27 protein-coding genes and 3 pseudogenes are annotated in these 26,819 nt (G+C 66.6%); 14 read left to right on the top strand and 16 right to left on the bottom strand.

All coding sequences use genetic code 11. The features are described from left to right. Positions 1 to 972, top strand: a 972-nt coding sequence (locus QLQ83_RS15875; RefSeq protein ID WP_282736484.1) for a BCCT family transporter, incomplete at its 5' end; no start/stop codon positions are given. A gap of 189 nt (positions 973 to 1,161) precedes the next feature. Here QLQ83_RS15875 and QLQ83_RS15870 read toward each other — a convergent pair. After that, positions 1,162 to 1,512, bottom strand: a complete 351-nt coding sequence (locus QLQ83_RS15870; protein WP_282736483.1) for a hypothetical protein — start codon at positions 1,510 to 1,512, stop codon at positions 1,162 to 1,164. A gap of 125 nt (positions 1,513 to 1,637) precedes the next feature. On the opposite strand from QLQ83_RS15870, the pseudogene QLQ83_RS15865 reads away from it, so the two are divergent. Further along, positions 1,638 to 1,805: pseudogene (locus QLQ83_RS15865) on the top strand (dihydrodipicolinate synthase family protein); the annotation flags it as partial. Between the two features lie 51 nt (positions 1,806 to 1,856). Then, the gene (locus tag QLQ83_RS15860; protein ID WP_282736482.1) at positions 1,857 to 2,384 is read left to right on the top strand and encodes a YgjV family protein; all 528 of its coding nucleotides are present in this window, start codon (positions 1,857 to 1,859) and stop codon (positions 2,382 to 2,384) included. Positions 2,385 to 2,393: 9 nt separating this feature from the next. On the opposite strand, the gene nfsA is transcribed toward QLQ83_RS15860, so the two are convergent. Further along, positions 2,394 to 3,125 (bottom strand): oxygen-insensitive NADPH nitroreductase, encoded by a 732-nt coding sequence (gene nfsA, locus QLQ83_RS15855; RefSeq protein WP_282736481.1) that lies wholly within the window; start codon positions 3,123 to 3,125, stop codon positions 2,394 to 2,396. Between the two features lie 406 nt (positions 3,126 to 3,531). Here nfsA and QLQ83_RS15850 point away from each other — a divergent pair, with 406 nt between their 5' ends. The 5 genes and pseudogenes from QLQ83_RS15850 to QLQ83_RS19575 form a co-directional block, all read left to right on the top strand. Beyond that, positions 3,532 to 4,674: an endonuclease/exonuclease/phosphatase family protein gene (locus tag QLQ83_RS15850; protein ID WP_282736480.1), complete on the top strand. Its 1,143-nt coding sequence runs from the start codon at positions 3,532 to 3,534 to the stop codon at positions 4,672 to 4,674. A 309-nt stretch (positions 4,675 to 4,983) separates the two neighbouring features. Continuing rightward, the gene (locus tag QLQ83_RS15845) at positions 4,984 to 5,604 is read left to right on the top strand and encodes a LemA family protein (RefSeq protein WP_282736479.1); all 621 of its coding nucleotides are present in this window, start codon (positions 4,984 to 4,986) and stop codon (positions 5,602 to 5,604) included. After that, positions 5,601 to 6,374, top strand: a complete 774-nt coding sequence (locus QLQ83_RS15840; RefSeq protein ID WP_282736478.1) for a TPM domain-containing protein — start codon at positions 5,601 to 5,603, stop codon at positions 6,372 to 6,374. The genes QLQ83_RS15845 and QLQ83_RS15840 overlap by 4 nt, the downstream gene beginning before the upstream one ends. 62 nt (positions 6,375 to 6,436) lie before the next feature. Beyond that, positions 6,437 to 7,054, top strand: coding sequence for a TPM domain-containing protein (locus QLQ83_RS15835; RefSeq protein WP_282736477.1), 618 nt, complete (start codon positions 6,437 to 6,439; stop codon positions 7,052 to 7,054). A 42-nt stretch (positions 7,055 to 7,096) separates the two neighbouring features. Further along, a pseudogene (locus QLQ83_RS19575) lies at positions 7,097 to 7,180 on the top strand (hypothetical protein); the annotation flags it as partial. 21 nt (positions 7,181 to 7,201) lie between these two features. Here QLQ83_RS19575 and QLQ83_RS15825 read toward each other — a convergent pair. From QLQ83_RS15825 to QLQ83_RS15770, 10 genes and pseudogenes are all read right to left on the bottom strand, one after another. Next, positions 7,202 to 7,561, bottom strand: a complete 360-nt coding sequence (locus QLQ83_RS15825) for a hypothetical protein (protein WP_282736476.1) — start codon at positions 7,559 to 7,561, stop codon at positions 7,202 to 7,204. A 31-nt stretch (positions 7,562 to 7,592) separates the two neighbouring features. Next, entirely contained in the window at positions 7,593 to 7,871 is a 279-nt protein-coding gene (locus QLQ83_RS15820; protein ID WP_326521418.1) for a metallophosphoesterase family protein, read from the bottom strand. A gap of 219 nt (positions 7,872 to 8,090) precedes the next feature. Beyond that, positions 8,091 to 9,698, bottom strand: a complete 1,608-nt coding sequence (locus QLQ83_RS15815) for an SLC13 family permease (RefSeq protein WP_282736475.1) — start codon at positions 9,696 to 9,698, stop codon at positions 8,091 to 8,093. A gap of 111 nt (positions 9,699 to 9,809) precedes the next feature. Continuing rightward, a complete protein-coding gene (gene lpdA, locus QLQ83_RS15810; protein ID WP_411971138.1) occupies positions 9,810 to 11,906 on the bottom strand; it encodes a dihydrolipoyl dehydrogenase in 2,097 nt (698 codons plus the stop codon). Positions 11,907 to 11,920: 14 nt separating this feature from the next. Further along, entirely contained in the window at positions 11,921 to 13,207 is a 1,287-nt protein-coding gene (gene aceF / locus QLQ83_RS15800) for a dihydrolipoyllysine-residue acetyltransferase (RefSeq protein WP_282736474.1), read from the bottom strand. 17 nt (positions 13,208 to 13,224) lie between these two features. Beyond that, positions 13,225 to 15,894 carry a pyruvate dehydrogenase (acetyl-transferring), homodimeric type gene (gene aceE, locus QLQ83_RS15795; RefSeq protein WP_282736473.1) on the bottom strand — a complete coding sequence of 890 codons (2,670 nt, stop codon included), beginning with the start codon at positions 15,892 to 15,894 and terminating at the stop codon, positions 13,225 to 13,227. A gap of 36 nt (positions 15,895 to 15,930) precedes the next feature. Further along, positions 15,931 to 18,201: an NADP-dependent malic enzyme gene (locus QLQ83_RS19500; RefSeq protein ID WP_326521417.1), complete on the bottom strand. Its 2,271-nt coding sequence runs from the start codon at positions 18,199 to 18,201 to the stop codon at positions 15,931 to 15,933. 129 nt (positions 18,202 to 18,330) lie between these two features. Continuing rightward, the gene (locus tag QLQ83_RS15780) at positions 18,331 to 18,720 is read right to left on the bottom strand and encodes a hypothetical protein (RefSeq protein ID WP_282736472.1); all 390 of its coding nucleotides are present in this window, start codon (positions 18,718 to 18,720) and stop codon (positions 18,331 to 18,333) included. Then, on the bottom strand, positions 18,721 to 18,930 hold the full coding sequence (locus QLQ83_RS15775; protein WP_282736471.1) for a hypothetical protein: 210 nt from the start codon (positions 18,928 to 18,930) through the stop codon (positions 18,721 to 18,723). Positions 18,931 to 19,032: 102 nt separating this feature from the next. After that, a pseudogene (locus QLQ83_RS15770) lies at positions 19,033 to 19,194 on the bottom strand (oxygen-insensitive NADPH nitroreductase); the annotation flags it as partial. Positions 19,195 to 19,539: 345 nt separating this feature from the next. On the opposite strand from QLQ83_RS15770, the gene QLQ83_RS15765 reads away from it, so the two are divergent. Beyond that, positions 19,540 to 20,307: a DUF1499 domain-containing protein gene (locus tag QLQ83_RS15765; protein WP_282736470.1), complete on the top strand. Its 768-nt coding sequence runs from the start codon at positions 19,540 to 19,542 to the stop codon at positions 20,305 to 20,307. Between the two features lie 35 nt (positions 20,308 to 20,342). Here QLQ83_RS15765 and QLQ83_RS15760 read toward each other — a convergent pair whose 3' ends face one another. Beyond that, the gene (locus tag QLQ83_RS15760; protein WP_282736469.1) at positions 20,343 to 20,975 is read right to left on the bottom strand and encodes an SDR family oxidoreductase; all 633 of its coding nucleotides are present in this window, start codon (positions 20,973 to 20,975) and stop codon (positions 20,343 to 20,345) included. Between the two features lie 85 nt (positions 20,976 to 21,060). Next, a complete protein-coding gene (locus tag QLQ83_RS15755) occupies positions 21,061 to 21,543 on the bottom strand; it encodes a metallophosphoesterase family protein (RefSeq protein ID WP_282736468.1) in 483 nt (160 codons plus the stop codon). A gap of 36 nt (positions 21,544 to 21,579) precedes the next feature. Here QLQ83_RS15755 and QLQ83_RS15750 point away from each other — a divergent pair, with 36 nt between their 5' ends. From QLQ83_RS15750 to QLQ83_RS15730, 5 genes are all read left to right on the top strand, one after another. Further along, positions 21,580 to 21,807 (top strand): DUF3820 family protein, encoded by a 228-nt coding sequence (locus tag QLQ83_RS15750; RefSeq protein ID WP_282736467.1) that lies wholly within the window; start codon positions 21,580 to 21,582, stop codon positions 21,805 to 21,807. Continuing rightward, on the top strand, positions 21,804 to 22,793 hold the full coding sequence (locus tag QLQ83_RS15745; RefSeq protein WP_282736466.1) for an ion transporter: 990 nt from the start codon (positions 21,804 to 21,806) through the stop codon (positions 22,791 to 22,793). Before QLQ83_RS15750 ends, QLQ83_RS15745 begins: the two co-directional genes overlap by 4 nt. Next, positions 22,786 to 22,974, top strand: coding sequence for a DUF1289 domain-containing protein (locus tag QLQ83_RS15740; protein ID WP_282736465.1), 189 nt, complete (start codon positions 22,786 to 22,788; stop codon positions 22,972 to 22,974). The genes QLQ83_RS15745 and QLQ83_RS15740 overlap by 8 nt, the downstream gene beginning before the upstream one ends. A gap of 176 nt (positions 22,975 to 23,150) precedes the next feature. Next, positions 23,151 to 24,188 (top strand): GGDEF domain-containing protein, encoded by a 1,038-nt coding sequence (locus tag QLQ83_RS15735; RefSeq protein ID WP_282736464.1) that lies wholly within the window; start codon positions 23,151 to 23,153, stop codon positions 24,186 to 24,188. A 185-nt stretch (positions 24,189 to 24,373) separates the two neighbouring features. Beyond that, positions 24,374 to 25,534, top strand: coding sequence for an MFS transporter (locus QLQ83_RS15730; RefSeq protein ID WP_282736463.1), 1,161 nt, complete (start codon positions 24,374 to 24,376; stop codon positions 25,532 to 25,534). 39 nt (positions 25,535 to 25,573) lie between these two features. Here QLQ83_RS15730 and QLQ83_RS15725 read toward each other — a convergent pair whose 3' ends face one another. Then, entirely contained in the window at positions 25,574 to 26,158 is a 585-nt protein-coding gene (locus QLQ83_RS15725; RefSeq protein WP_282736462.1) for a GNAT family N-acetyltransferase, read from the bottom strand. A 118-nt stretch (positions 26,159 to 26,276) separates the two neighbouring features. Next, positions 26,277 to 26,729 carry a hypothetical protein gene (locus tag QLQ83_RS15720; protein ID WP_282736461.1) on the bottom strand — a complete coding sequence of 151 codons (453 nt, stop codon included), beginning with the start codon at positions 26,727 to 26,729 and terminating at the stop codon, positions 26,277 to 26,279. Positions 26,730 to 26,819: the final 90 nt, after the last annotated feature.

Raw genomic sequence — 26,819 nt, 5'->3', positions numbered from 1 at the left:
GGCTGGGCCGGCCACCTGATCGACATCACCGCGGTACTGGCGACCATCTTCGGCCTGGCCACCTCCCTGGGCTTCGGGGCCTCCCAGGCCGCCGGCGGCCTCAACTACCTGTTCGACGTCCCCAACACCCTCGGCACCCAGCTGGCGATCATCGTCGGCGTCACGGTGGTGGCGCTGTTCTCGGTATGGCGGGGCATCGACGGGGGCGTGAAGCTGTTCTCCAACATCAACATGGTGATCGCCTTCGCCCTGCTGGCCTTCGTGGTGATCACCGGCTCCACCCTGCTGTTCCTCAACGGCCTGTGGGACACCACCCTGGCCTACGCCAGCCATGTCGTGCCGCTCTCCAACTGGATCGGCCGAGACGACACCACCTGGTACCACGGCTGGACGGTGTTCTACTGGGCCTGGTGGATCTCCTGGTCGCCCTTCGTCGGCATGTTCATCGCCCGGGTCTCGCGCGGGCGCACGGTCCGCGAGTTCCTGACCGCCGTGCTGCTGGTACCGACCCTGGTCACCATCGTCTGGATGAGCGCCTTCGGCGGCACCGCCCTGGCCCAGTCCGCGGCCGGCGTCGGCGAACTGGCCCATGGCATCAGCGACGTCTCCCTGGCGATGTTCCACATGCTCGAGCAGCTGCCGCTGACCACCCTGACCTCCAGCCTGGCGATCCTGCTGGTGCTGATCTTCTTCGTCACCTCCTCGGACTCCGGCTCGCTGGTGATCGACAGCATCACCGCCGGCGGCAAGACCGATGCCCCGCGCGGCCAGCGGGTCTTCTGGGCCACCCTGGAAGGGGTGATCGCCGGGATCCTGCTCTACGGCGGCGGCGACGCCGCACTTGGCGCCCTGCAGGCCGGCGCCGTGGCCACCGGCCTGCCTTTCTCCCTGGTCCTGATGGTGATGTGCGTGGGCCTTGTAAAGAGCCTGCGCCAGGAACATCGCGACCTGGTGCTTGCGGGCGCGACCTGACACACGGTTTTCCCCACCCCACGACGCCCCCATCCGGGGGCGTCTGCCGTGCCCTGCAAAGCCACACAGGCTATACGTGCAGCGATCAACGGGACGAAATGAACAATGCCCCCCTCAAACCCTGGGCCGCCAGGCGCAAGGTGCTGCCCCGACCAGGGCGCTCCTTGAGTTTCCCTCACGCCCTTCGCCTCATTGCGGTCGCTCCGCCAGCACCTGCCGGAGCTCCTGCCGATAGGCCGCCGCGTGGCCTGCCGGGTCGGCGGGAAAGCGGCCGAGCGCCACGGCCAGGTCGAAGAAGCCCTGTCGGGGCAGGTCGCCGCGGCGGCTGACCACCAGGGCGGCGATCATCGGCCGGCCGGCGGCGACGTCCTCGCGCATCAGCGCCTCCAGGGCCAGGGCGACGCGCTGGATGGTGCGCGGCGGCGCGAGGCCCAGCGCCTCGGCGGCCTGCTGGTAGGTGATCGGCAGCCGCTCGTCGGGCAGGCCCGTCAGCAGTTCGCGCAGGCGCGGTGCCAGGTCGGGGTCGGCTTGGCTTCCCATGCAATCAGCCCTCCACGGGTTGGCGGCAAGACTCCGGTGCACAGCCCGGAGGCGTGGTGCCGAGTCTCCACCGTGGCATACTCCCGAGCAAGTCCACCGCCCGCCTATCGAACGAGGAGACCGCGATGCTCACCGGCCTGAGTGCCTTTCCGTTGACGCCCATGAACGAGAACGCCATCGACGAGGCGGCATTCCTCCGACTGGTCGAGGGGCTGGCCGCTTCGGGCGTGGACTCGATCGGGGCGCTCGGCTCGACGGGGAACTATGCCTATCTCACCCGCGCCGAACCGGCGTGCTAGCATGGCGCGGTTTTCCCCATTCTCCACCTCGGCAGCGGATATCCCATGGAAGAGCTCGGCCTGAGATGGCTGCTGGGCCAGGGCGTCAGCCTGGTGGCCCTGGCACTCTGCCTCGTGGCATTTGCCAGCAAGCGCGACGACAGGCTGTTCGTGCTGCTGCTGTTCGCCAACGTCGCCTTTGCCGCGCAATTCGCGCTGTTCGAGAGCTGGGTGGCGGCCGGGATCTCGGCGCTGATCGTGCTGCGCATCGCCCTGGTGCGCCGCTTCCCGCGCCATCGCCTGCTCATGCTGGTGATGCTGGCCGCCACCCTGGCGGTGGCGGCGCTGACCTGGAGCGGCCCGCGGGACATTCCCGCCCTGGCAGCGGGCCTGCTGGGTACCTGGGGCATGTTCATGCTGAGCGGGATCGCCATGCGCGCCGCACTGGCCGTGGCGGCGCTGTGCTGGGTGATCAGCAACCTGCTGGCCGGCTCGATCGGTGGCACCATCGCCGAGAGCCTGATCTTCCTGACCAACGTGATCACCATGCTGCGCCTGCGCCGCGATGCCCGGCTGCGCTACATCCACGGCTGAGGCCGCGGCTCACTTCATCTCGAAGCCGCGCTTGACCAGGAATTCACGCATGTGGGGGCGCAGCTTGGTGTCGAACAGCGGGGTGAGGTTCCGCGACCAGGTGGCGTCCTTGGGGCCGCCCTTCCGCGACTGGTAGTAGGCGTGCATGGTCTCGTCATAGGCCGCCACCAGTTCGCGGTCGTCGGTGTAGCCGTCCTCCTTGAGGATCGCCTTCACCGGCAGGCGCGGCTTGACGTCCGGGTCGTGGGCCGGGTAGCCGAGGCACATGCCGAACACCGGGAAGACGTGGTCCGGGATGCCCACCAGGTCGCTGATCTGCTGGGGGTTGTTGCGTATCCCGCCGATATAGCAGAGGCCCAGCCCTTCCGATTCCGCCGCGATGGCCACGTTCTGGGCCATCAGGGCGGTATCCACGCTGGCCACCAGCAGCTGCTCGGTCATGCCGCGCACCACCCGGGCACCGGTGCGCTCGGCGGCCTCGGTGGGTCGCTTCATGTCGGCGCAGAACAGCAGGAAGGCGCCGCAGGTGGCCACGTAGGACTGGCCGCCGGCCAGCTCGGCGATCGCCTCGCGGTTCGCCGGATTCTTCACGTGGATGACGCTGTAGGCCTGGACGTGACTGGAGGTGGCCGCGGCCTGGCCGGCCTCGATCAGCGTCTCCAGCAGCTCGCGGGAGACCGGCTGGTCGGTGAACTTGCGGATCGAGCGATGGGACTTGAGCAGTTCGATGGTGGGATTCATGGGACCTCGTTGCAGGGTGTCGGACAGCGTCGCCAAGGCACGCGGCGGCCATAGGGTAACGGCACATTCTCCATCACTCGGCGAGGCTTTGCATCGCCCAGCGGCCATAGCGTCAGCAGTGAGATGGCAGGAGCAATGGGGGGGCATGGCAACACCGTCCCTGATGCGTCCGGCGCTGCACTGGGTCATTGAGACCCCCGCCTGTTGCCCGACACGAGATGGTTTATAGTGATTACGCGGTTGCTTCGGCGTGTCGGGGGTTGCGGCACGCTGGTCATCGAGACGGCAAGAACAAGCAGCAGGACCGGGTACGGGTCTGCTCGAATCGGAAGGAAATCTGCGGCAGTTGAAGCAGGTAAGACCGGGACTACGTCGGTCGCCGGTGTCGCCTGATTGATGAGGTGCCATGGCTGCAACGCTTCTTCTCTGGACTATCCGAGTGCTGGCACTGCTGATGCTGGCGGTAAGCTTGCTGCCGATGATTCCCAGCGGTCAGTGGTGGATACAGTTGTGGGAGTTCCCGCGGCTTCAGTTGAGTGTGGCGGTGATCGTGCCACTGGCGCTGCTGGCAGTTCACGCATGGTGGAATCGGCCACGCACTGAGCACGCCGTGTGGGTGACAGTGATCCTCGCGACGGGGGCATGGCAGCTGTCGCATATCCTGCCGTTCACGCCTGTCTGGCCGACCGAGGTCCCCACCGCCGAGACTCAACCCGGCGGAGACCGGACGGCCCTGAAAGTCCTGACGGCGAATGTCACCTACACCAACGACCACTTCGACGAGCTGGTGGCACTGGTCCAGCGTGAGGATCCCGACCTTCTGCTGCTGATCGAGGTCGATCGCGCCTGGGCCGAGGGGATGGCGCCGCTGGATGAGCATTATGCGCATCGGGTCGGGGAGGTTCGTGGCGAGGGGCTGGGCATCATGCTCTGGTCGCGGTTCCCCTTGCTGGAGCAGGAGATCAAGCATCTGATCTCTGATCGTCGGCCATCGATCTTCGTGACCCTGGATGTGCCGGATATCGGGCCGGTACGCTACATCGGCACCCACCCCGTCCCGCCAGGGCTGCAGGACCAGATCAGCCACAACGACGAGACGAGCGAGCGTCGCGACAGCCGGGTCCGCGATGCCGAGCTGATGCTCGTTGCCCGCCACGTTCAAGAGGACTCGGACAATCGCTGGATCGTCACCGGCGACTTCAATGACGTCGCATGGTCCGACACCACCCGCCTGTTCGCTGACCTGAGCGACCTGAAGGACCCTCGCCGTGGCCGACGGCTGCTGAGCTCCTACCCCGCGGAGCGGCCATTTTTGCGATACCCGATCGACCACCTGTTCGTCTCAGACGGTTTCCACCTGATCGGCCTCGACCGGGTAAGGGTCTCCGGCTCCGACCATTTCGCCGTCACCGCGACCCTGGCCGTCGCGCACAAGGACCATGCGAAGCCGGAGGCCTCTGTGGAGGAGGAGCAGAAGGCCCAGGAGATGGTCGAGGAAGGTGCCGAAGATGCCGCCGAGCACGATGTCAGCTCGTCTCAGGCGGATTGAAGAAGGCCGGAAGCAAAGGGGACGACGCCCTGGTTGCGACCGGAAATCGTGTCGACCGACAACACCGGGTCAGAGACGTAAGTGCCGCTACTGCGGTCAACGCCGACGGTGCACACGTCATGAACCGCTTGGGACGAACCGTTGCATATTCGCACGCCGCCGTTCTTCGCCCCCTTGTTGCCCCCAAGGGCGGCACGGGCCGTCCTTGTTCGCTACCGAACAAAGTGTCTCCATGCATCGCTTCCTTCGTCTCAACCTGAGCTGTACCTTGGAGATCATCGAATCGCAATCACAGGGATGAACGCCCCCATGCTGACGAGACACACCGCGCTTCCCGACCCTCGCGTCTGGCGATTGGCCCTCGTGCTGATCATGGCGTTGCTGTTGACGGGCTGCGGCGTCAACAACATCCCCACCTATGACGAGCAGGTGAAGTCGGCCTGGGGCCAGGTGGAGAACCAGTATCAGCGCCGGGCAGACCTGGTGCCCAACCTGGTCGAGACGGTCAAGGGGTTTGCCCGTCAGGAGCAGGAGACCCTGACCGCCGTGGTCGAGGCGCGGGCCAAGGCCACCTCCATCCAGATCGATGCCGAGTCGCTGGACGACCCGGAAAAGATGCGCCAGTTCGAGCAGGCCCAGCAGCAGCTCACCGGAGCACTGAGCCGCCTGATGGCGGTGTCCGAGCGCTACCCCGACCTGAAGTCGAACCAGAACTTCCTGACCCTGCAATCGCAGCTCGAGGGCACCGAGAACCGCATCGCCGTGGCACGACGCGACTTCATCACCGCGGTCGAGCGCTACAACACCGAGATCCGCACCTTCCCCGGTCGCCTGTGGCACAGCATCCTCTACAGCGACATGCCGCTTCGCGAGACCTTCGAGGCCACGACCGAGAACGCGGACCAGGCCCCCCAGGTGGAGTTTGAATGATCGATCTTCTGCGCATTCCACTACTGGCGTTACTGATGACGGGGGCCCTGGGTCTTCAGGCACAGGACGTCCATGCCCAGGAACCTGAAGGACAGGAACTCGTCTTTCCCGAACTGACCGGTCGCGTGGTGGACCAGGCCGAGCTGCTGGATCAGGCCACCGAATCACGCTTGAGCGAGCGGCTCGCGGCCCACGAGGAGGCCACCACCGAGCAACTGGTGGTGGCGACCCTGCCGGACCTGCAGGGCGTCACCATCGAGGAGTATGGCTATCAGCTGGGGCGCCACTGGGGCATCGGGCAGGAAGAGCAGGACAACGGCGCCCTGCTGATCGTCGCGCCGAATGAGCGCAAGGTGCGCATCGAGGTCGGCTATGGCCTCGAGGGTCGACTGACCGACGCCCAGTCCTCGGTGATCATCAACCAGACCCTGACGCCGGCCTTCCGCGAGGGCGACTACGCCCGCGGCATCACCGAGGGCGTGGAGGCGATGATCCAGGTGCTGGGCGGCGAGCCCATGGACACCAGCGCCACCTCCAACGCCCCGGCCGGAGAGCAGGGGCCGAAGGGACCGGCATCGATTCTCTTCTTCGTGATGTTCGTGATCGTCATGACCCTGGTACGGGGCGGTCGCGGCGGCCTGCTGGCCGGCATGCTGCTGGGCGGTGCGCTTGGCGGCAGGTCGCGCGGTGGCGGCGGCTTCGGTGGCGGGGGTGGTTTCGGCGGTGGCGGCGGCGGCTTCGGTGGCGGCGGCGCGTCCGGCGGCTGGTAACCCGGCCTTCCGGCCGGTGGCGACACCGACATGACAATCAGGATTCGGAGATCACGACCCCCATGGCCTTATTGAGTGAAGACGAGCAACGCCAGGTAGCCGAGGCGATTCATCGGGTCGAACGCGATACCGATGCCGAGCTGGTCACCGTGCTGGCGCCGCGGGCGGACAACTATGCCTATATCCCGCTGCTCTGGGCCGGGCTCCTGGCGCTGGTGGTGCCCGGTGCGATCAATTACTTTCCCGGCTGGTGGACGGCCTGGGAGCTGACGCTGGTGCAGTGGGCGACCTTCATCGTGCTGGGACTGGTGTTCCGCCTTCCCACCGTCACCACCCGGCTGATCCCGCGATCGATTCGCCATTGGCGGGCAGCCAACCTCGCCCGGCGGCAGTTCCTGGAACAGGACCTGCACCACACCGAGGGGGGAACGGGGATGCTGATCTTCGTCTCCGAAGCCGAGCGCTATGTGGAAATCCTGGTCGATCGGGGCATCTCGGCGCGTATCAGCGACGAGACCTGGCAATCCATCGTGGCGGCGTTCACCCGACAGGTGAAAGCCGGCGAGACCCTGCGGGGGTTCCTGGAGTGCATCGAGGCCTGCGGCGAACACCTCAAGGAAGAGGTACCGGCCACCCACGAGCGCAATGAACTGCCCAATCACCTGATCGTGCTGGATTGACCCTCTTCTGCCGATTTTCCGGGGCATGACGAGCGCTCGGCGTCGCGGCTTGGCGCCAGCGACGTGAGCACCAAGGCGGCACGCATCCAGGCCCTTGTGGAGGACCTGGCGCAGAGGCTGGAGTAAAGGGCTGGAAAGCGAAGGCACTCAGCCGGCCGTTGTCCCACGCAGCGCCACCGCCTCGCGGTACTCGACCCGATAGGCCTCGGCGTGGCGCTGCGGCTCGACGGGAAAGCGACCCAGCACGACGGCCCGGTCGAAGAAGCCCTGGCGCGGCAGGTCCCCGCGGCGGCTGACCACCAGGGCGGCGATCATCGGGCGACCAGCCGCCGCGTCCTCCTCCATCAGGGTCTCGAGCGCCCCGGCAACCCGCCGGATGGTGCCCGGCGGGGCCAAGCCGAGCGCCTCGGCCAGCTGCTGGTAGGTGATCGGCAGGCGATCCTCGGGCAGGCCCTCGAGCAGCTCTCGCAGGCGCGGGGCCAGTTCGGTTTCTTCGGTCAGGCTCATTCTCTCCAGGTCCCTGTTTCATCAGCCGCTTTCACAGCGGCAGGTGCAGCCGCCAGCCGCTGACCACCAGGTCGCGGGTGTGGGGCAGCCGCTCGGCCCAGGGTGCGGTGTCGATGTTGCCACGCACCGCCTCTACCGGGGCCAGCTCGCCTAGCCACTCGAGGATGGCGGCATCCTCGTCGCGGCTGCCCACGTCGCCCAGGTGCAGGATCAACCCGCAGCCTTCGAGCATGATCAGCACCTCGGGGCGCAGCAGCCCGTGGGTATCGCTGATGACGCCGATCGGCCGCTCGGTGTCGATTGGCTGCATACCCGTCTCCTCACTCGTTGCCCTTCGGCGGCAAGCCCTGCAGGGCCACTCGATAACGGGTACTGCGACCGCCGCCCGGCAGCGCCGAAGCGCTGCCAGAAACCGGCCTTGGCCAGCGCCCGGTCGGCAATCGCCTCCTTCTCGAGAGCGAATCACCCCATGGACAAGATCGGCCTGAGATGGCTGCTGGGCCAGAGCGTCAGGCCGAAAGCCGTTGGGTCAGAACTGCAGCCCGAGCGCGAAGCCGCCGATCATGTAGCAGAAGAGGGTGATCAAGGCGATCCCGATGATGTTGAGGACGATGCCTCCGCGTGCCATTTGGCCGATGGTGACCGCGCCGGTGCCGAAGACGATGGCGTTCGGGGGCGTGCCGACCGGCAACATGAAGGCGCAGGTCGCGGCGAAGGCTGCCGGGATCAGCAGCGTCATCGGGTCGGCGCCGATGCCGACCGCCACCCCCCCGAGCACGGGGATGAAGGTCGCGGCCGTGGCCGTGTTGCTGGTGACCTCGGTGAGAAAGAGCACGATGGTAGTGATGGCGGCGACCAGCAGCAGGATCGGCAGCACCTGCAACCCGGTAATCTGCTGACCAAACCAGCTGTCGAGGCCGGTTCCCGCGACCGCGCCGGCGAGACTCAGGCCGCCGCCGAACAGCAGCAATACGCCCCAGGGCAGCCCGTCCTCGGCATCCTGCCAGTTCAGCACCGCCTCGCTGCGACCTCGCGCGGGGAGGATGAACATCGCGATACCGGCGGCGATGGCGATGGCGGTGTCATCGAGGTCGCCAAGCGGTCCCAGTCGCTCACCCACCCCGGGGAGAGTGGCGAGCAGTCCTGGCACGACCCACAGGAACGCCGCCGAGCCGAAGACGATCATCACCATCTTCTCGCCCTGACTGAGCGGGCCGAGCTTGTGGATCTCGCCGTCGATCATTTCCTTGCCGCCGGGAATATCCGCGATATCGAAGCGGTAGAGCACACGGGTCATCAGCACCCAGCCCACCAGGATAAAGGTGAAGGCCAGCGGCACGCCGAGCATCATCCACTCGAGGAAGCCGATGGTGCGACCCAGCTCGTCGGCCGCGTAGCCGGCGACGATGGCGTTCGGCGGGCTACCGAGCAGGGTGCCGAGGCCGCCCATGCTCGCCGACCAGGCGATCGCCAGGAGCAGGCAGACACCGAACCGCTTGATGTTGTCGTCGAAGATGAAGTCCACATGGCCGGCCCGGTGGTGGTCGTGCGCGTGCCCTGCGGGGTCATGGCCGGGGGAGACGGTTTCCAGGGACTCGCCGCTGCGCTCCGCCACCAGACGCAGCACGGACAGCCCGATCGGCAGCATCATCAGCGTCGTCGCGGTGTTCGAGACCCACATCGACAGGAAGCCCGTGGCGAGCATCATGCCAAGCACGATCCGTTTGGGCTCGACCCCGACCCGAGCGAGCGTCAACAGCGCGATGCGGCGATGCAGGTTCCATTTCTCCATCGCGATGGCGATCAGGAAGCCGCCGAGGAACAGAAACACGATGGAGCTGGCGTAGGGCGCCGTGGCCTCGCCGACGGTCCGCGCCGTCAGCATCGGAATCAGCACGATCGGCAACAGGGCCGTGGCCGAGAGCGGGATCGCCTCGGTCATCCACCAGATTGCCATCAGGGTGGCGATCGTCGCGACCCAGCGCGCGTCCGACGACAGCCCTTCGGCCTGGCCCATGGCGAGCCAGACCAGCAGCGCCATGAACAATCCGAAGGCGCGCAGGCCCCATGTCATCCTGGCGGATCGACCGCCGGTTGTTTCGTCATATCCTTCCGGTTGGCGAGGTTGTTCGGTCATTTTTATGTCCTCCCCCATTGTTTGCATTCATGTTCAGTCGTTCCAGGGTTAACGGCTGAGGTTGGGTAGACGCGTGAGTGCGGCGGCATCAGCAGCCCGATGGAAGCCCCCCTATCGTTTCTTCTGCGGCGGCAGATCGGTACACACGCCTTCGAACAGTTCGGCGGCCATGCCGACCGATTCGCCCAGGGTCGGATGCGGGTGGATGGTCTTGCCGATGTCGACCGGGTCGCAGCCCATCTCGACGGCCAGGCACAGTTCGCTGATCAGATCCCCCGCTTGGGTACCGACGATGGCGCCGCCGATGATGCGATGGGTCTCCTCGTCGAACAGCAGCTTGGTGAAGCCCTCGTCGCGGCCGTTGGCGATCGCCCGACCGCTGGCCGCCCAGGGGAAAACCGCCTTGCCGTACTTGATGCCTTCGGCCTTGCATTCGGTCTCGGTCTTGCCGGCCCAGGCGACTTCCGGGTCGGTGTAGGCCACCGAGGGAATCTGGCGGGCATCGAAGACGCTCTTCTGTCCGGCGGCGGCCTCGGCGGCAACATGGGCCTCGTGAACCGCCTTGTGGGCCAGCATCGGCTGGCCGATGATGTCGCCGATAGCGAAGATATGCCCGACGTTGGTGCGCAGCTGCTTGTCGACATTGATGAAGCCGCGCTCGTCGACCGCCACCCCGGCGTTGTCGGCGCCGATCTTGTGGCCGTTGGGGCTGCGCCCCACCGATTGCAGGATCATGTCGTAGGTCTGCGGTTCGGCCGGGGCGTTGTCGCCCTCGAAGCTGACTTTGAGGCCGTTCTTCTGGGCCTTCACCTCGGTGGTCCGGGTCTTGAGCATCACCTTGTCGAAGCGCGGCGTATTGACCTTCTCCCAGACATTGACCAGATCGCGGTCGGCACCGGTCATCAGCCCGTCGAGCATTTCGACCACGTCGATGCGGGTGCCCAGGGTAGAGTAGACCGTGGCCATCTCCAGGCCGATGATGCCGCCGCCGATGACCAGCATGCGCTTGGGGATGGAGGTCAATTCCAGCGCGCCGGTGGAATCGACCACCCGCGGGTCGTCGGGAACGAAGGGCAGTTTTACCGACTGCGAACCGGCGGCGATGATGCATGTGTCGAATTTCACTACCTGCTTCTCGCCGGTCTGCTCCTGGCCGTCGCCGCTGGTCGAGGCGACTTCCAGGTGATGCGGGTCGAGGAAGGTCCCGACCCCGCGCACGACGTCGACCTTGCGTGCCTTGGCCATGCCGGCCAGCCCACCGGTGAGCTTGCCGACGACCTTTTCCTTCCAGCCGCGTAGCTTGTCGAGATCGATTTTCGGCTTGCCGAAGGCGATGCCGTGATCGGCCATGGCAGTGGCCGCGTCGGTGACCGCCGCGACATGCAACAGCGCCTTGGAGGGGATACAGCCGACATTCAGGCAGACCCCGCCGAGGGTGGCATAGCGCTCCACCAGCACGGTCTTCATCCCCAGATCGGCGGCCCGGAAGGCGGCCGAGTAGCCGCCCGGGCCGGCACCCAGCACCAGCATCTCGCACTCGATGTCGGCCCCGCCGGTATGGGTGGCCGCCTGGGGGGCGGGCGCAGCGGCCCGCTCTCCCGATCCCTGTGCCGGTTGGGAGGCGGGAGATTTTCCCTCCGCTTCCAGCATCAGGATCGCCGAGCCTTGCGAGACCTTGTCGCCGACCGACACCAGCACGTCGGAGACCTTGCCAGCCTTGGGCGCGGGCACGTCCATCGAGGCCTTGTCGGATTCCACGGTGATCAGCGGATCCTCGGCACGGATAGTATCGCCCGCGCGCACCAAGACTTCGATGACCGGGACATCGCTGAAATCGCCGATGTCCGGTACCCGAACCTCTTCCAGGCTGCTGCCGCCATAACCCCCGCCGGCATCGCCGGGCGCCGCCGTGGCAGAACCTTCTCCATGCACCGCCGGATGAGGGTCGTGGTCCGCCACTCGGGGGCCGGTCTCGGCCGGTTCCAGCATCATGATGGTCGAGCCTTCGGAGACCTTGTCGCCGGTCTTGACCTTGAGCTCTCCGACCGTGCCCGACACCGGGGACGGCACATCCATGGAGGCCTTGTCGGTCTCCAGGGTGATCAGCGGGGATTCGATGTCGATCGCATCGCCCGGCTCGACCAGCACTTCGATGACCTCGACATCCTTGAAGTCACCGATGTCGGGCACCTTGATTTCGATTGCCATGGTGTCGTTTCCCCTTACATCACGATGCGCCGCATATCGGCGAGCAGGTTGGCGAAATGGACGTTGAAACGGGCAGCGGCGGCGCCATCGATCACCCGGTGGTCCCAGGACAGCGACAGGGGCAGCATGAAGCGCCAGGCCGATTGCTTGCCGTCCGGCGAGACCTGTTTCCAGTAGGAGCGACACACGCCCATGATGGCCACCTCGGGGGCGTTGATGATGGGCGTGAAGTAGATCCCGCCGATCCCGCCCAGCGAGGAAATGGTGAAACAGCCACCCTGCATCTGATCGGGCTTGAGCTTGCCGTCGCGGGCCAGCTTGGCCAGCGCCCCCATTTCCTGGGCGATCTCGGCCACACCTTTCTGGTCTGCATCGCGGATCACCGGTACCACCAGGCCGTTGGGCGTGTCGGCGGCGAACCCGATGTGGTAGTACTGCTTGAGTATCAGATTGTCGCCGTCCAGCGAGGCATTGAACTCGGGGAACTGCTTCAAGGACGCGACCGCGGCCTTGATCATGAACGCCAGCATGCTGACCTTGATGCCCGCCTTCTCGTTTTCCTTGTTGAACTGCACCCGGAAGGCTTCCAGGTCGGTGATGTCGGCCTCGTCGTGGTTGGTGACGTGGGGAATCCTCACCCAGTTGCGATGCAGATTGGCGCCGGAGATCTTCTTGATGCGCGACAGCGGCTTGGTCTCCACCGGACCGAACTTGCTGAAATCGACCTTGGGCCAGGGCAGCAGATCCATGCCTTCTCCTCCGCCGGACGAGGACGCAGCCGCCGGCTGTGCCGCCGGTGCGCCGCCCTTGGCGAAGGCGTGGATGTCCTCCTGGGTGACCCGGCCCTTGAGGCCAGTCGGCGGCACTCGGGTCAGGTCCACTTCCAGTTCGCGGGCCAGGCGGCGAGCCGAGGGGCTGGCGTGAACCCGGCTGAAATCGGCAATCTGGCCGGTCGGCGGTGCGCTCGAGGGTGTAGTAGAAGGTGCGGCTGAGGGAACCGCCGCCGGCTGCGGTTTCTGCCCTTCTTCCCCGGCGGGAGCCGCGGCCTTTTCTCCCGCTCCCGCCGCGCTCTCCAGCAGCAATATCGAGCTGCCCTCGGAAACCGAGTCACCGACCTTGACCTTGACCTCCTTGACGGTGCCGGCCTTAGGCGCGGGCACGTCCATGGAGGCCTTGTCGGACTCCACGGTGATCAGCGGGTCCTCGGCCTGGATGCTGTCACCGGCCTGAACGTGGATTTCGATGATCGGAACATCGGTGAAGTCGCCGATGTCCGGTACCTTGATTTCTTGGATGGCCACTGTTCTTCTCCTCCGGCTCAGGCGTACAGGGGGTTAGGCTTTTCGGGGTCGATGCCGTATTTGGCGATGGCGTCCCGGACCTTGCCGCTCTTGAGCTTGCCCTCGTCGACCAGGGCCTGCAGCGCGGTCACGGTGACGTAATGACGATCCACCTCGAAGTGGCTGCGCAGGGCCTGACGGCTGTCGGAACGGCCGAAGCCATCGGTGCCCAACACCTCGTAACGCCGCGGCACAAAGGGCCGAATCTGTTCGGCGAACATGCGTATGTAGTCCGTGGAGGCGATGACCGGGCCTTCGGTGCCTTCCAGGCACTGCTCGACGTGGCTCTTGCGCGGTTTCTTCCCGGGATGCAGCCGGTTCCAGCGCTTGACGGCGTGGCCGTCGCGAGCCAGTTCATTGAAGCTCGGGCAACTCCAGACATCCGCCGCCACTCCCCAGTCGTCGCGTAGCAGGTCCACCGCAGCAATCACCTCGTTGAGGATGCTGCCGCAGCCCAGCAGCTGAACCCGCGGCCCCTTGCCCTTGCTCTCGGCCTTGCTGAGCGAGTACATGCCCTTGATGATGTCGTCTTCGGCGCCTTCAGGCAGTGCCGGATGATGGTAGTTCTCGTTCAGCGTGGTGATATAGTAGAAGACGTTCTCCTGGTCCTCGTACATGCGCTTGATGCCATCGCGCACGATCACCGCCACCTCGTAGTGGAAAGTGGGGTCATAGGCCATGCAGTTGGGAATGAACTGGGCGAACAGCTGGCTGTGGCCATCCTGGTGCTGCAAGCCCTCGCCGTTCAGGGTAGTGCGCCCCGAGGTACCGCCGATCAGGAAACCGCGCGCCAGCATGTCGCCGGCCGCCCAGGCCAGATCGCCGATGCGCTGGAAGCCGAACATGGAGTAGTAGACGTAGAACGGGATCATGGTGACCCCGTGGTTGCTGTACGAGGTGGCCACGGCGATCCACGACGACATGGCCCCGTCCTCGTTGATGCCCTCCTGCAGGATCTGGCCTTTCTGGTCCTCCCGGTAGGGCATGATCTCCTCGGCATCCATGGGCACGTACTTCTGCCCTTCGGGCGCGTAGATACCGATCTGTCGGAACATGCCCTCCATGCCGAAGGTGCGCGACTCGTCGGCGACGATCGGGGTCAGCCGCGGCCCCAGGGTCTTGTCCCGGGCCAGGGACACCATGATGCGCACCATGGCCATGGTGGTGGACATGGTACGTTCACCGGTGTCCGCCAGTACCTGCTTGAACATGTCCAAAGGCGGGGCCTTGAGCACATCGCCGTTGAGCCGGCGCTGAGGCAGGTAGCCGCCCAGCGCCTTGCGCTGCTCGTGCAGGAACTGCATCTCGGCGCTGTCCTCGGGGGGCTTGAAGAATTCCGCCTTGGTGACCTGTTCGTCACTGAAGGGCAGGTCAAAGCGCTGGTGAAAGTGCCTGAGGTGATCCTCGCCCAGTTTCTTCTTCTGGTGGGTGATATTCTGGCCCTCACCGCCCTCGCCCATGCCATAGCCCTTGACGGTCTTCATCAGCAGCACCGAGGGCTTGTCCTTGGTGTTGACCGCCGCGTGATAGGCCGCGTAAACCTTCTGCGGGTCGTGGCCACCGCGAATCAGCTTGTAGTAGATGTCGTCGTCCGACATGTGGGCGACCATTTCCTTGAGCTCCGGATACTTGCCGAAGAAGTGCTCGCGGATGTAGCCGCCGCCCTTGACCTTGAAGTTCTGATACTCGCCGTCGACACACTCCTCCATGCGCTTGCGCAACAATCCCTTGGTGTCCTTGGCCAGCAGTTCGTCCCAGCCCGACCCCCACAGGCACTTGATGACGTTCCACCCCGCGCCCCTGAAGTTGCCTTCCAGTTCCTGGACGATCTTGCTGTTGCCTCGCACCGGGCCGTCCAGACGCTGCAGATTGCAGTTGATCACGAAGATCAGATTGTCCAGTTTCTCCCGATTGGCCAGGGCGATGGCGCCCTGGGATTGTGGCTCGTCCATCTCGCCGTCGCCCAGAAACGCCCAGACCTTGCGTCCCTCGGTATCGGCAAGCCCCCGGTGCTGGAGGTACTTCATGAAGCGTGCCTGATAGATGGCCATGATCGGCGCCAGCCCCATGGACACGGTGGAGACTTGCCAGAAGTCCGGCATCAGGTAAGGGTGGGGGTAGGAGGAGAGCCCCTTGCCATCCACTTCCAGGCGGAAGTTCTCCAGCTGCTCCTCGGTGAGCCGTCCCTCCAGGAATGCCCGCGCGTAGATACCCGGCGCGCAATGGCCCTGAACGTAGATGATGTCGCCCCCGTGGCTGTCGCTGGGGGCATGCCAGAAATGGTTGAAGCCCACCTCGTACATCACCGCTGAGGACGCGTAGCTGGCGATATGTCCCCCGGGTTCGGCGGGTTTCTTGTTGGCGCGCACCACCATGGCCATGGCGTTCCAGCGCAGATAGGCGGTCAGCCGCTGCAGCAAGGCCTCGTCGCCGGGCAGCTTGGCCTCCTTGTGGGGTGGTATGGTGTTTACATAAGGCGTGCGGGTCGTGTCCGGCGCCTCGGCACCGGTCCGGTAGGCTTCTTCCACTGCCTTGTGCAGCAGATAGGTGGCCCGCTCGGCGCCCACCCGCTCCACCACCACGTCGACAGCTTCCTGCCACTCCCGGGTTTCCAGTGGATCGAAGTCGTTGTAGTTTTCGAAGGCCATGGAGCGTCTCCCTTGGTTGGGTCGGAATTGTTGTAGTTATCGATCGGCCTGTGCCTCGACCACGGCGAAGGCACTCATGTTGGCGATCCCCCGTGCGGTGACCGTGCGGTTGAGCACATGAACCGGCTTGGCGGCCCCCAGCAGGATGGGCCCCACGGACACGCCGTTACCAAGTACCTTCAGGGCGGTAAAGGCGATGTTGGCCGCGTCCAGATTGGGCATGATCAACAGATTGGCCTCGCCGTCGAGCAGCGAATCGGGCAGGATGCGCCCGCGCACGCCCGTGGATAGCGCCGAGTCAGCTTGCATTTCGCCGTCCACCACCAGATCCGGCGCGCGTTCCCGGATCAGTGCCAGTGCCTGGCGCATCTTCCCGGCACTGTCGAAGTCGGAACTGCCGAAATTGGAGTGGGAGACCAGGGCAGCCCGGGGCGTGATGCCGAAGCGGCGAACCTGCTCCGCGGCCAGCAGGGTGATCTCGGCGATCTGACCGGCATCGGGATCGTAATTGACGAAGGGATCGGCAATGAACAGGGTGGCCCGTTCGAGGATCAGCAGTTGCAGGGCGGCAGGCGTGCTGACGCCCTCGCGCAGGCCGATGACGTCCAGCACCAAGTCCAGGTGCTCGTGGTAGGTGCCCACCGGACCGGCGATCATGGCGTCCACCTCGCCCCGGCGCAGCAGCAGCGAGGCCAGGATGGTGGCCCGGCTCCTTACTCGCTTTTCGGCGGCCTCCGGCTGTACACCACGCCGTCCCATCAGCTTGTGGTAGTCGCTGGCCAGTTCGGGGTAGCCGGGATAGTCCTGCGCGTCGATCAGCTCGAAATCGACGCCGGGCTTCACCGGCAGGCCCAATTCCTCGATGCGGGCCTCGATGACCGCACGGCGGCCGATCAGCACGGGTTTGGCATAGTGCTGACTGACGCAGACCTCCATGGCGCGGAGGACGCGCTCGTCCTCGCCTTCGGCGTACAGCAAGCGGAGTGGATTCTGTCCAGCCCGCTCGAACACAGGCTCCATCACATTGCCGGAGCGGTAGACCAGTTTTGACAGCGAGCGGGTATACGCCTCCAGGTCGGCGATGGGTCGAGCCGCCACACCGCTGTCCATGGCGGCCTTGGCCACCGCCGGCGGGATGGTGTCGATCAGGCGCGGGTCGAAGGGTTTGGGCAGAATGTACTCCGGGCCGAAGCTCAGCGCCTGTCCGCCATAGGCCACCGCCACCGTTTCCGGCACCGTGGTGGTCGCCATGTCGGCGATGGCCTTGACGGTGGCCAGTTTCATCTCCTCGTTGATGGTGGTGGCGCCGCAGTCCAGGGCGCCCCGAAAGATGAACGGGAAGCACAGGACGTTGTTGACCTGGTTGGGGTAATCCGAGCGCCCGGTGGCGATCACCGCATCCGGACGTACCGCCTTGGCGTCCTCCGGCATGATTTCCGGGATGGGGTTGGCCATGGCCAGGATCAATGGGCGATCGGCCATGGTCGCCACCATCTCCGGTTTGAGCGCGCCCCCGGCCGAGAGACCGAAGAACACGTCGGCCCCGTTGACGGCATCGGCCAGGGTGCGGGCCTCGGTCCGTGCCGCGTATCGCGCCTTGTAGGGATCGAGGTCCTCGGTACGGTCGGTGTGGATCACGCCACTGCGGTCGCAGACCAGGATGTTGTCCTTGCGTACCCCCAGGGACACCGCCAGGTCCAGACAGGCCAGGGCCGCGGAGCCCGCGCCGTTGCAGACCAGGCGGATATCGCCGAGCTCCTTGCCCACCACCCGCAGGCCATTGAGCAGGGCGGCCGCCGAGACGATGGCGGTACCGTGCTGGTCGTCGTGGAAGACCGGGATCTTCATCCGCTCGCGCAGGCGCCGCTCGATCTCGAAGCATTCCGGTGCCTTGATGTCTTCCAGATTGATGCCGCCGAAGGTGGCCTCCAGACCGGCGATGATCTCGATCAGCTTTTCCGGGTCGCGCTCCTCGATCTCGATGTCGAACACGTCCACGTCGGCGAACTTCTTGAACAGGACGGCCTTGCCTTCCATGACCGGCTTGGAGGCCAGGGCGCCGATGGCACCCAGCCCCAGCACCGCCGTGCCATTGCTGACCACGGCAACCAGGTTGCCGCGGGCGGTGTACTCGGCCGCCTGCAAGGGGTCACGTTCGATCTCCTCGCAGGCCGCGGCCACCCCGGGCGAATAGGCCAGCGACAGATCCCGCTGGCTGGCCATGGGCTTGATCGCCTGGATCGCCAGCTTGCCGGGGCGGGGGAATCGATGGTACTGCAAGGCGCTGTCGCGCAAATCGTCTGCCATGTGCTTTACCTCACTCGCTTTTACTAGCGGCGACAGCGGCGTCGATACCGCTTTGCCACCGGCCGGGGCGTCGGGGCAACTGGGCGGCTCCGGACAGAAACCCGGCGCGGCACCGCCCACTGCCGGTGATCAGAACTGCAGCCCGAACGCAAAGCCGCCGAGCATGTAGCAGAAGAGGGTGATCAAGGCGATCCCGAGGACGTTGAGAATGACGCCGCCGCGCGCCATCCGGGCGATGTTGACCGCGCCGGTGTCGAAGACGATGGCGTTCGGGGCATGCCGACCGGTAGCATTGCCGAGGCCGCCCATGCTCGCCGGCCAGGCGATCGCGATAAGCAAGCAGACACCGAACCGCTTGATGTTGTCGTCGAAGTTGAAGTCAACGTGGCAGGCCTGGTGATGGTCATGGCCGGGCGTGGTGGTTTTCACGGATTCGCCGCTGCGCTCCGCCACCAAGCGGAGCACGGAGAGCCCGATCGGCAACAGGGCCGTGGCCGAGAGCGGGATCGCCTCGATCATCTACCAGATCGCCATCAAGGTGGCGATCGTTACGACCCAGCGCGCGTCCGACGACAGTCCCTCGGCGAAACTCATGGCGATCCATACCACCAACGCCACGATCAACCCGAAGGCGCGCAGGCCCCACGTCATCCTGGCAGATCGACCGACTGGCTCTTGCTCCACGTACGACTCTTCGGACTCTCCCGGTTGGCGATTCTGTTCGACCATCAGAATGCCTCCGCCCGTTGTTTGTACTCATGCTAGTCGATTTATCGCAACGCGCCGCAAACGCCTTTAGTACGAGCGACAGCCTTATCTTCTATGCTGTTATCACTTCATCTCGAAGCCGCGCTTGATCAGGAAGTCGCGCATATGCGGGCGTAGCTTGGTGTCGAAGAGCGGCTGGAGGTTGTGTGACCAGTCGGTGTTCTTGTTGCCGCCACTGCGCGCCTGGTAGTAGGCCTGCATGGCCGCGTCGAAGGCCTCGACCTGCTAGTCATTGAGCTTGCAAATCGAGCGCTGGGACTTGAGCAGATCGATGGTGGGATTCATGGCGTCTCTTGGGTCGTTGCCAGGGTCGGCCGGCCCGAACGACGGGGTCCAGTGTCCGGCGAGTTTAGCTAGCCAGCTTACTCTCTTTCAGGGTTTCCTTTCTCGGCCAAGGCCCTGGAGACGTCGTGCCGATACGTTGCCGCGTGCCGGAGCGGGCCAGGCGGGCGCTCGCTGGCGGGACCCCGCCGTGGCATGTTGGCGGCCAGCTGCGCCCGGCGCAGGAGAGGGGTCTCTCCTGGCCGAGGGCCTCTATTCGCCATGGGCAGAAAGATGCGAGGAACCGGCATGACGCGTGACCACATGACATCGGGACATCGAGGCACGGGACTGGCCTTCAAGGTGGCACTGGCCGGGGGCATCCTGGCCATCCTGGCGGCGCTCTCCATGGCCGGCGCGGGGCCGGCCTATCGCGCCGGGCTGCTCGCGCTGGGGGATGCCTTCAGCATGCTGCGCTACGGCGCCTTCGTCGCCCTCGGCGCCGCCGGGCTGGGTGTGGTGGGGTTGGTCATGGCCGCCTTCACCCGCCGCGCCCTGCCGGCGCTGCTCGGTGGGCTGGTGATCCTGGCCGGCCTGGTGCTGGTCGCGGTGCCCTGGATGCAGCTGCAGCAGGCCCAGGCGGTGCCGCCCATCCACGACATCACCACCGACCTGCAGGACCCGCCGGCCTTCGAGGCCCTGGTCGCGGCCCGGAAGGCCGCGCCCAATGCCGTGGACTACCCCGGCGAGGCGACCGCCCGCCAGCAGCGCGAGGCCTACCCGGACATCCAGCCGCTGGTGCTCGACGCTCCCCTCCCCGAGGTGCTGGCCGCCGCCGAGGCCGCGGCCCGCGACGCCGGTTGGGAGATTGCCGCGGTGGGCGACGCCAGGCTGGAGGCCACCGATACCACCACCTGGTTCGGCTTCAAGGACGACGTGGTGATCCGCCTCACCGAGACGCCGGACGGCGTCCGGGTCGACATGCGCTCCGCCTCACGGCTCGGCACCAGCGACGTGGGCACCAACGCGGCGCGTATCCGGGCCTTCCTGTCAGACCTGGAGCAACGCCTGGAGTAAGGGGCAATGGTCAGGTCAGCCGGCCGCTGCCCGCGCTATGCCAGCGCCTCGCCGATCTCCCGCTCGCCGTCGAGCAGCACGAACTCGCGGTCGACCCGTTCCCGGGCCTTGAGCAGGTGCAGCAGGGCGTGGGCGACGTTGGCCCGCGAGACCCGGTTCTCGCCGCCGGTCTCGGCGAGCGAGGTGGCGACGCGCTCGGTCGCGGGCTCGTCGGTGAGCCGGCCCGGCTTGAGGATCACGTGGGGCACCCCGGCCAGGCGCAGGTGGGCATCGGCGGCAAACTTGGCCGCCATGTAGGGGCGCAGCTTCTCCGGCGCCTCCTGGGGATTCTCGGCGCGCATGGCGCTGACCATCAGGAAGCGCCCGATGCCCACCTCACGAGCGATGTCGACGGCGCGGATCGCCCCGTAGAGGTCGATCAGCAGGGTCTTGTCGGGGCCGGTATGCGGGCCCGAACCGGCGGTGAAGACCACCTGGTCGCAGCCGTCGAAGGCGGGGCGGAAGTCGCCCTCCAGGTCGGCGATCACCGTCTCGATGCCGCGCTCCTCGAACCAGGGCTGCTGGGCCGGGTCGCGGATCATTGCCTTGATGGGCTCGCCGGCGGCCTGCGCCAGCGCGCAGAACTGGCGGCCAATCTGGCCGTTGGCGCCGATCACCAGGGTCGTCATGGGCTCTCCTCGCGTTGGGTCAGGGGCATGGGGTTACACACTCCTGCATGCGGGCACAGGTGTGCGGGATCAAGGCGTGGCCGCCTCACAGCGGCAGGTGCTGGATCGCCCCGCGCAGGCCGCGCGCGTCCGCCCACAGCTTGCCCAGGGTGATGGGTAGCCGGAAGCGGCGCTTGCCGGCGGCGCCCGGGTTGAACAGCAGCCGCTCACCCCGCCATTCGTGCCGTGGCTTGTGGGAGTGGCCGTGGAGCACGGCGTCGCAGGCGATGGCCGCGTCGAGATGGGCGATGTCGTGCACCAGGTGCAGCCGCCAGCCATTGACCCTCAGGTCCAGGGTGTGGGGCAGCCGCTCGGCCCAGGCCGCGGTGTCGATGTTGCCACGCACGGCGTGCAGGGGCGCCAGCTCGGCGAGCCGCTCGAGGAGGGCGGCGTCCTCGTCCTTGCTGCCGACGTCGCCGAGATGCAGGATCAACTCGCAGCCCTGGAGCATCGCCAGCGCCTCGGGGCGCAGCAGCCCGTGGGTATCGGAAATCACTCCGATGGGCCCTTCGAGCCTCACATCCGGCATGGTAAGGTCGCCTCTGTCCGTCATGGAGCCAGCATAGTGAATCCTGAAGACCTTGAGAAACTGGTCACCCTGCGCATGCCCTTCGGCAAGCACGCGGGCTGCCTGATCGCCGACCTGCCCGGCCCCTACCTCAACTGGTTCGCCCGGGAGGGCTTTCCCGAGGGACAGATCGGCCGACTGCTGCACCTGATGCACGAGATCGACCACAACGGCCTGAGCGAGCTGCTCGACCCGCTGCGCACGACCGCCGGGGGGAAACGGTGAAGCGGCCCGTCGGCCTGGCCCTGGAGCGCCTGCATATCGCCTGGGACCTGCTGATCCTGGTCCTGGTGATAGCCAACCTGGCGCTGCTGCTGTTCGATACCCTCTTCCTGCTGCCGCCGCTCAACGATGCCTTCGCGGCCGTGGCCCCGGGCTGGCATGCCGCCTACGACCAGCACATCCACGCCAACTTCATCGCCATCGACCTGGCCTTCGTCAGCATCTTCCTGCTCGATGTGCTGCTGGGCTGGACCGTGGCCATCGCCGAGCGGCGCTACCATCGCTGGTTCTTCTATCCCTTCGTGCACTGGTATGACGTGCTGGGCTGCATGCCCCTTGGCGGCTTTCGCCTGCTGCGGGTGCTGCGCGTCATCTCGCTGCTGCATCGCCTGCAGCGGGTGGGAATGATCGATATCCGTCGCTGGCGCCTGTATGGCGTCTATGCCAAGTACTACGACATCCTGCTGGAGGAGCTCTCCGATCGCATCGCCATCCGACTGCTCGACAATGTGCAGCAGCAGGTCCGCGCCAGCGACTCGCTCTCCCGCCGCGTCGTCGGCGATGTGATCCTGCCGCGCAAGCATCAGCTGATCGCCGAGGTCTCCCGCCGCCTGGAGGAGATGGCCGACAGTGCCTATGTCGCGAACCGCGATGAGCTGATGCGCTATGTCGCCGCCCTGGTGGGCCGCACCCTGGCCGAGAGCCCCGAGATACGGCGCCTGAAACGCCTACCCATGGGCAGCCAGGTGGCCAGGGGGCTGGACGAGACACTCCGCGACCTGGCCTGTCGGCTGCTGGACGAGGCCGTGAGGGGCATGCGCTCACCGGAGTTCGGGCACCTGGTGGAGCACATGACGGAGAGCGGCTTCGATACCTGGCTGCAGGTCGACAAGCACACCGACCGGGTGACCGAGCAGGTGATGATCGACACGCTCGAGATGCTCAAGGAACAGATCGCCGTCAGGCAGTGGCGTGAAAAGTATGAGTGATCCCCCCGAATACCGCCCTTCCCCCTGCGTGCAGGTCTGTCGCCTAACGCCGGAGGGCACGCACTGCGAGGGATGCGGGCGCACCCTGGACGAGATCGCCCGCTGGACCCGCATGGACGAGGCCGAGCGGGTGGCGGTCTGGCAGCGGCTGGCACGCGAGGGACGGACCGAACCGGTCTAGCCGGGCGAGGATAGCCTGCGCAGAGGGGCCCGCAGCCATCCAGGCCTGTCTCGGGGGCGGGAGCCGCAACCGGCCGGCCCGGTGCGTGGAAAGTCCGATGACGCGTTCGGCGTGAAGTGCCGCGTCACATGGGATAGCGTGACGCAACGGATGCCCCGGTCCAACGAGAGAGCGCCATGTCCGAACAAGACCCCCTGCCACCTCTGGAGTGGGATCCTGAGGGCGTCCAGATCCAGGGCTTCTCGGCCGGCCTGTATCAGATCGAATGGCTGCTGGTCACGATCGTCATCCTCTATCTGGTGATCATGGGCCTGCCCGCCGAGGGGGGCCTGGGGGTGCTGGTGGCTACCATCAGCTATTTCGGCTTCAGCCTGCTGGCCAGCCGGCTGCGTTTCTTCGGGGAAAGGCAGCGCTGGCTGCTGGCCCTGCACACCTGGGCCATGATCGGCTTCATCACCTGGTTTCTCTACGGCACCGAGGGCGTCACCGGTCCGCTGGCGAGTCTCTACCTGCTGGCGATCGTCACCAGCGCGCTGACCCTTGGCGTCATGGTCACGATGCTCGAGGTGGCGGCCATAGCGGCCTGCCAGCTCCTGCTGCTCCATCTGCAGGGCACCGACATCCTGGCCACCGACAGCCTGGCACCGGTCGGCACCAGCATCATCGCCCTGTTGATCGTCGGCTACCTCACCGCAGCACTGGTCCATACCATCCACCTCTCCAACCGCACCCTGCTCAAGATGGCCAGCCGGGACGCATTGACCGGCCTGTTCAACCGCCGTGCCTTCGACGACCTGTCCAGCCCGATCCACGAGATGGCCAGACGGGCGCAGCGTCCCTATTGCGTGGTCGTCATCGACATGGATGGCCTCAAGGTCATCAACGATACCCAGGGACACGCCGCCGGTGACCGCGCCATCCTGGACCTGGCGAAACGGCTTCAGGCGTGCAAGCGCAGCAGCGACCTCCTGGCTCGCTATGGCGGTGACGAGTTCGTGATGCTGCTTCCCGATACCGATGCGGTCGGGGGCAAGAAAATGATGGAGCGCGTCATCAATGCCAGATGGCACAACCCGCAATCCATCAGCATCGGCGTTGCCTCCTACCCCGAACAGGGCGAATCGTTCGAGGAGCTGGTCGGCCACGCCGACAGCGCCATGTACCTCAGCAAGAGCTCGGGCGGTAATCGTGTGTCGGCCCGGGCGGCGGCCTGAAGCAGGACTCCGGAGCCGAACTGGCAGCTGCAAGAAGACAAGAACGGCCCCGCCACGGCAGCGTCAGCAGCCACCACAGGTGGTCGGTCTCCCCCACCCGTCCCCGGCGAAGCGCGGCGGGGAGGAGTCGCCGGGCCGGCAAAGATGGCACAATCGCGCCCTTTGCCGCCTGCCAAGGAGGGGACATGCCGGCCACGACGCCCCACGCCCGCCGGGTCACCCACCGCTACTTCCTGGTCATGCTGGCCGTCGGCATGAGCGGCGGCCTGCTCGGGCCGGCGCTACCGCACCTGGCGGCGATGACCGGCTCGACCATGGGCCAGATCTCGGTGCTGTTCACCGCCCGGGCGCTGGGCAACATGCTCGGCTCGCTGCTCTCGGGGCGGCTGGTGGACCGTTTCCCGGGCCACCGCGTAGTCGCCGCCATGCTGCTGCTGATGGCGGCAGGGCTCGTGGCGGTGCCGTTCGGGCAGGAACTGGCGGTGCTGACCGGGGTCGTCTTCGTGCTGGGCCTGGCCGAGGTCTCGGCCAATGCCGGCGCCAACACCCTGCTGCTGTGGGCCCACGGCAAGGACTCGCCGCCCTGGATCAGCGCCCTGCACTTCTGCTTCGGGCTGGGCAATACGCTGGTGCCCCTGGTGCTGGTGGCGATGCTGGCGCTGACCGGCCACTTCGCCTGGGCCTTCTGGGCGGTGGCACTCTATACGCTGCTGCTGCTCTGGCCACTGGCCCGCCCGGAGAGCCCCCGGGCGCCGGCCGCCCGCGCGGACGATGCCCTCGTGCCACCCGCCGATGCCTGGCGGCTGGCCCTGTTCCTGTTCATGTTCGGCCTCTACGTGGGCATGGAGATCACCTTCGCCGGCTGGGTCACCGCCTATGCCACCCTGCGCGGCATGCCCGGCGAGGCGGCCGCCATGCTGGCTACCCTGTTCTGGCTGGCGCTCTCGGTGGGGCGCCTGCTGGCGATCCCGCTGCTGCGCCGCTTCTCGCCCTGGTGGGTGCTGCGCGGCTGCCTGGCCCTGGGGCTGGCCAGCGCCCTGGCGCTGCAGCTGGACTGGCTGCCGCTGGGGGCGGTCTCGCTGCTCTTCGGGCTCGCCGCCTCGGCAATCTTTCCCACCCTGTTCGGGCTGAGCAACCAGCTGATGGCGATGAGCGGTCGCACCACCGGGATGATCTTCCTGGCCGCCGGCAGCGGCGCCATGGCGGTGCCCTCGCTGGCCGGCCCGCTGCTGGAAGGGCTCGGGACACGCAGCTTCCCGCTGCTGCTGATGGCACTGGTGGGCCTGCTGGCCATGGCGCTGTCTGCCCTGCAGGCCAGGGTGGCGCGCACCTCCCCCCGTCCATGAGGCCGAGGGGCGTTGGCCCGGCGCCCGGCACGAGGTCGCCTAGCCACTTTCCAGGCGACGGGTCATCAGTACCCAGTCACCACCCTGCGCGCAGCCGGGCCAGGGAACCAGCGGCAGGGACGCGGCATCGAGGAAGCCCAGCCGCTGGTAGAACGACCGGGCAACGGCATTCTCCGCAGCCAAGATCAGGCTCATCTGGTCGCAGCCGGCGGCGATCGCCGAGGCCTCGGCCTGGGCCATCAACAGGCGGCCGATGCCCTTGCGGCGTGCCGCCGGCAGGGTGGCGATGGCGTTGATGTACCAGCTGCCCGGGACCCTGGCCTCGAGGCGCAGGAGCGGCTCGACCACGGCGGGACACTCCTCCAGGTCCTCGGGGTCGATGGCCTCCGGCAGCCGATAGGCGAGGATCATCCCGACCAGCCGCCCCCGGTCGATGCACACCCTGGCGTGGCGGTAGCTGAAACCGCCCTCCTGCCTGGCGGCACGTTGCATGCCGACCTCCAGGGGGGATTCACCCCCCTCGGCCATCAGCCCCCAGAGGTACTCGGGCAGCCCTTCCCCCGCCAGGTTGATCAGGTAGGCCAGGTCTCGGGCATCGGCCCGGACCGCATCGCGTAATCGCATGATCACCTCCCGGCACCCTCACGCCACGGCCCTGGCAGCTCGGTGGGCCGCGTCGCGGCCAGGGCAACAGGGCCCGCACGGCCGACCAGCGGCCCCGCGGGCCTGGACGTTGCGGGCGTTACTCGAAGGTGGCGCAGACCTCCGACTGTGCGCCGGGGTCGTGGCTTTCCACGTGGGTGACCGCGTCACTGGCGGGCTCCAGCGATACGCTCCACTGGTGGTCATTCTCCATGGGGTCGCAGCTGCCCTCGCTGCCACCGCCGAAGTTGGAGTCGATCCAGTAGTGGACCTCGTGACCCTTGCCGTCCTGCAGGGCGCCGGGGAAGTCGAAGGAAAATGCCGGGTCGCCGTCAGCGGAGACGGTGCCGGATTCCTCGGCCAGCACCTCGCCGGACTCGGCGTCGACCACGGCCACCTGGATCGCCTGGCCGCCGTGGGGGCCGCCGAAGCTGGCGTCGCCCTGGAAGGTCAGGTCATGGCCCTCGCTGGCCAGGGCCAGGGGGGCGGCGAACAGCAGGGAAAGCAGCATCCAGCGAGACAGGGGGCTGGAGGGGATGGTTGGCGTTGTCATGATGCACCTCCCGAAGGGGTAAAGGTGAGCCTCAGGCCCTGAGGGGCCTGTTCCCAGCATAGTGCCAACCCTTGTCCCCTGCCGGGGTGA

The sequence above is a fragment of the Halomonas rhizosphaerae genome (assembly GCF_030010555.1).
Classification (GTDB): domain Bacteria; phylum Pseudomonadota; class Gammaproteobacteria; order Pseudomonadales; family Halomonadaceae; genus Halomonas; species Halomonas rhizosphaerae.
Note: the sequence above shows the minus strand (reverse complement) of the source record. Positions and strands in the feature narration are given on the sequence as shown.

Coding starts and splice junctions, on each gene's coding strand:
- lpdA (WP_411971138.1), bottom strand. CDS start 11,906: ATGGCAATCGAAATCAAGGTGCCCGACATCGGTGACTTCAAGGATGTC.
- QLQ83_RS15765 (WP_282736470.1), top strand. CDS start 19,540: ATGACGCGTGACCACATGACATCGGGACATCGAGGCACGGGACTGGCC.
- QLQ83_RS15760 (WP_282736469.1), bottom strand. CDS start 20,975: ATGACGACCCTGGTGATCGGCGCCAACGGCCAGATTGGCCGCCAGTTC.
- QLQ83_RS15725 (WP_282736462.1), bottom strand. CDS start 26,158: ATGCGATTACGCGATGCGGTCCGGGCCGATGCCCGAGACCTGGCCTAC.
- QLQ83_RS15775 (WP_282736471.1), bottom strand. CDS start 18,930: ATGGTCGAACAGAATCGCCAACCGGGAGAGTCCGAAGAGTCGTACGTG.
- QLQ83_RS15780 (WP_282736472.1), bottom strand. CDS start 18,720: ATGATCGAGGCGATCCCGCTCTCGGCCACGGCCCTGTTGCCGATCGGG.
- QLQ83_RS15840 (WP_282736478.1), top strand. CDS start 5,601: ATGATCGATCTTCTGCGCATTCCACTACTGGCGTTACTGATGACGGGG.
- QLQ83_RS15845 (WP_282736479.1), top strand. CDS start 4,984: ATGCTGACGAGACACACCGCGCTTCCCGACCCTCGCGTCTGGCGATTG.
- QLQ83_RS15735 (WP_282736464.1), top strand. CDS start 23,151: ATGTCCGAACAAGACCCCCTGCCACCTCTGGAGTGGGATCCTGAGGGC.
- QLQ83_RS15815 (WP_282736475.1), bottom strand. CDS start 9,698: ATGACCGAACAACCTCGCCAACCGGAAGGATATGACGAAACAACCGGC.
- QLQ83_RS15825 (WP_282736476.1), bottom strand. CDS start 7,561: ATGAGCCTGACCGAAGAAACCGAACTGGCCCCGCGCCTGCGAGAGCTG.
- QLQ83_RS15740 (WP_282736465.1), top strand. CDS start 22,786: ATGAGTGATCCCCCCGAATACCGCCCTTCCCCCTGCGTGCAGGTCTGT.
- QLQ83_RS15730 (WP_282736463.1), top strand. CDS start 24,374: ATGCCGGCCACGACGCCCCACGCCCGCCGGGTCACCCACCGCTACTTC.
- QLQ83_RS15720 (WP_282736461.1), bottom strand. CDS start 26,729: ATGACAACGCCAACCATCCCCTCCAGCCCCCTGTCTCGCTGGATGCTG.
- QLQ83_RS15870 (WP_282736483.1), bottom strand. CDS start 1,512: ATGGGAAGCCAAGCCGACCCCGACCTGGCACCGCGCCTGCGCGAACTG.
- QLQ83_RS15835 (WP_282736477.1), top strand. CDS start 6,437: ATGGCCTTATTGAGTGAAGACGAGCAACGCCAGGTAGCCGAGGCGATT.
- nfsA (WP_282736481.1), bottom strand. CDS start 3,125: ATGAATCCCACCATCGAACTGCTCAAGTCCCATCGCTCGATCCGCAAG.
- QLQ83_RS15755 (WP_282736468.1), bottom strand. CDS start 21,543: ATGCCGGATGTGAGGCTCGAAGGGCCCATCGGAGTGATTTCCGATACC.
- QLQ83_RS19500 (WP_326521417.1), bottom strand. CDS start 18,201: ATGGCAGACGATTTGCGCGACAGCGCCTTGCAGTACCATCGATTCCCC.
- aceE (WP_282736473.1), bottom strand. CDS start 15,894: ATGGCCTTCGAAAACTACAACGACTTCGATCCACTGGAAACCCGGGAG.
- QLQ83_RS15860 (WP_282736482.1), top strand. CDS start 1,857: ATGGAAGAGCTCGGCCTGAGATGGCTGCTGGGCCAGGGCGTCAGCCTG.
- QLQ83_RS15820 (WP_326521418.1), bottom strand. CDS start 7,871: ATGCAGCCAATCGACACCGAGCGGCCGATCGGCGTCATCAGCGATACC.
- QLQ83_RS15850 (WP_282736480.1), top strand. CDS start 3,532: ATGGCTGCAACGCTTCTTCTCTGGACTATCCGAGTGCTGGCACTGCTG.